This is a genomic window from Streptomyces sp. NPDC048392, from assembly GCF_043200575.1.
GTDB lineage: Bacteria > Actinomycetota > Actinomycetes > Streptomycetales > Streptomycetaceae > Streptomyces.
Genome location: NZ_JBICYB010000094.1, coordinates 1 through 2,585, shown reverse-complemented (window position 1 = coordinate 2,585; position 2,585 = coordinate 1). Strand labels below are relative to the sequence as shown.

The 2,585-nt window shown below is 65.4% G+C and carries 4 protein-coding genes and 1 pseudogene; 3 read left to right on the top strand and 2 right to left on the bottom strand.

The window, feature by feature from the left end; translation table 11 throughout:
• Positions 1–614 precede the first annotated feature (614 nt).
• The 3 genes and pseudogenes from ACGFYH_RS37285 to ACGFYH_RS37275 all read left to right on the top strand — a co-directional run bounded on the left by ACGFYH_RS37285 (position 615) and on the right by ACGFYH_RS37275 (position 1,793).
• A complete protein-coding gene (locus tag ACGFYH_RS37285) occupies positions 615–872 on the top strand; it encodes a transposase (protein ID WP_393807613.1) in 258 nt (85 codons plus the stop codon).
• Positions 869–1,447 (top strand): annotated as a pseudogene (locus ACGFYH_RS37280) (IS3 family transposase); the annotation flags it as partial. The gene ACGFYH_RS37285 and the pseudogene ACGFYH_RS37280, both read left to right, overlap by 4 nt.
• 28 nt (positions 1,448–1,475) lie before the next feature.
• Positions 1,476–1,793: a transposase gene (locus ACGFYH_RS37275; RefSeq protein WP_393807612.1), complete on the top strand. Its 318-nt coding sequence runs from the start codon at positions 1,476–1,478 to the stop codon at positions 1,791–1,793.
• Positions 1,794–2,066: 273 nt separating this feature from the next.
• Here the strand turns inward: ACGFYH_RS37275 and ACGFYH_RS37270 are convergent, their stop codons facing one another.
• Together ACGFYH_RS37270 and ACGFYH_RS37265 are read right to left on the bottom strand one after the other, a co-directional pair.
• Entirely contained in the window at positions 2,067–2,207 is a 141-nt protein-coding gene (locus ACGFYH_RS37270) for a hypothetical protein (protein ID WP_393807611.1), read from the bottom strand.
• Between the two features lie 10 nt (positions 2,208–2,217).
• Positions 2,218–2,370 carry a hypothetical protein gene (locus ACGFYH_RS37265; protein WP_393807610.1) on the bottom strand — a complete coding sequence of 51 codons (153 nt, stop codon included), beginning with the start codon at positions 2,368–2,370 and terminating at the stop codon, positions 2,218–2,220.
• Positions 2,371–2,585: the final 215 nt, after the last annotated feature.

The window sequence follows — 2,585 nt, the reverse complement described above, 5'->3', positions numbered from 1 at the left end:
GGACCAGAGTTCGTCAGGAACCAACCGCTTCGACAGATCAGCACTCACGACCGACATCATGCCGCACGAGCATCACGCCACGTGAGACAACCTCTAAGCCCGGATGCGATGACGATGCTGTGATCGTCGCGGGACCAGGTCTCGCCGAGCCAGGTGTGGACGATGCGGGTGCTGAGTTGATCGGGGATGCCCTCGGGGACCCAGTGGAGATCGGCTGGTACAGCGAGGCTAGGAGTTGTGGACATGCCCCCCTCAGGGTCATTTGGACGGTGGGAAGCGCGCCGGATCCCACGTCTGCAACAGTAGCGGCAGGGGAGTGAAGGAAACGTGCGTAAATCATTCAACTACGTTCATGATCGCTTCACCTCAGACCGCATCGCCAGCCGCTCTCGTTTGTGAGAGATGCGTGGGACGAAGAGATACCTGGTCGCAACCGAACCCTGGCAGGTCTCCGTCAAGGACGAACGCCCCGCCCCAGCCAGCCCTGCGCAGAGCTCCGGCCGGGTGGGTGCTTGAGGTTCCCCCGAGATGCGGGGAGAGGTGACAGCAGGTCAGATGGAGCTCATGAGAGGAGCTCTGACGATGCCTGCCCCTTGCGTGAGCGTGCGGGTCGGATGTACCGCGCTTCCGAGCCGAAGCCCGTGATCCGCCGCATGGCCGAGGAACTCGGCGTGCACCACGAGGCCCTGCGCAACTGGATTGGCCAGGCCGAGGCCGACGCCGGCGAGCGAGGGGACATGCTCACCACGGCCGAGCGTGAGGAGCTTGCCGCCCTGCGTAAGGAGAATGTCCAGCTCAAGCGTGCGAATGAGGTCCTGCGGACGGCCTCGGCTTTTTTCGCAGCCCAGCTCGACCCGACCCGGCCCAGGTGACAGCGCTCCTCGACGAGCACCCACATCTGGGGGTCGAGCCCGTACTCCGGGAACTCAACATCCCCTCCTCCACCTACTACCGCTGGCGCCAGGCGGAGAAGGAGCCGTGCGAACGGCGCCGCCGGGACGCCGAACTGACGGGCAGGATCCGGCAGGTCCACGACGAGTCCGGCGGGATCTACGGCTCACCCCGCGTGCACGCCGTCCTCAAGCATGAGGGCGTCCACGTCGGCCGCAAGCGCGTCGAGCGGCTCATGCGCCAAGCCGGCCTGGCCGGGATCAGCCCCCGCCGGGGCAAGGGTTTCACCCGACGTGACCCGGACGCCGATCTGTCACCTGACCTGGTGCAACGCGGCGACTTCACCGCGGCCGGGCCGAACCGGCTGTGGGTCACCGACCTGACCATGATCCCCACCGGGGAGGGACCGTTGTGGCTGTCCGCGATCCGCGACGCCTTCTCCCGCCGCGTCGTGGCCTGGGAGACCTCCGCCCGCGCGGACGCGGACCTGGTCCTCACCTCGCTGGAGTACGCCCTGGCCAGCCGCGAGCCCGTCCCCGGCGAGCTCGTCCACCACGCCGACCACGGCTGCCCAATACACATCCGTGAAGCTCACAACACGCCTGCTCAGAGCCGGTATCCAGGCGTCCATGGGCTCGGTCGGCGACCCGTTCGACAATGCCCTGGCGGAGAACCTGTGGATGGTCATCAAGACCGAATGCATCCGCGGCCGCATCTTCGCCACCAGGGCCGAAGCGAACCTCGCACTCTTCGAATACATCGACGGCTTCTACAACCCCCGCCGCATCCAGAAACGGCTCGGCTACCTCAGCCCGATCGAGTACGAGGAGAAGCACTACGCCGACCAGGCAGCGACCAAACAAGTGGACCTGAAACCACGTCAACCCGCTCTGACCAGCTAGTCAGCCACTCCCGCACAGCGGGGGAACCTCAGCTTGCCCCGTAGGCACACCGGAGGCTGGGCGGATTTCCACCCAGCCTCCATATCGGCAAGCCGTGGTGGACATCATGCCTGTGGCGTGATCCAGGTCGTTTTGCCTCGCCCATCGTTCGGGGCAGAGCCCCGGCGATCGTCATAGCTCTGGCGACCTCGTGGTGCCTGTGCAGGCGGCCTTGGTGCACAGCCGGGAGGACGGGCGAGCATGGATAGGGCTGGTCGCGCGAGAGACGCCGGGTCAGTCCTCATCGAAGGGTAGCGCCGGCTCGTCGTCCCCGAGGTCCCTGCCGTCGTAGACGGCTTTGGAAGCGACATTGTCATATGCATCAGCGAGGTCTGCGCCACTTGCCCCGAGGATGCTCTCCCAGTCTGTTCCCATGGGTGCGACTCTATTCGCACCCATGGAGGAGCTTGACGATGTCGGCGTTGAGTTCGTCGACCCGGGCGGAGATCGCGGCTTCCGCTTCAGGGGTGATGCGCCGCGCCGCCAGCCTCGGCACGATCTTTTCCACAGGAGCCGCGACGAACGCGCTCTCGGACATGGCGACTCATCGTCTGGATGGGGACCGACAGAGATGAGGCAGACATCGAGGTGAACTGGTCGATGTAGCCCCGCTGGTCGATGGCCGGTAACAGGCCTTGGGGCGCGCCAGTCCGAGCTAAGAAGCCGTATCTCAACCGAACGTGATCTCTTGATTTCTGCTGGTCAGGCATGGTTTCGCTCGGCGTGAGGGAGGCATGCCGACGTCTTGTGTCT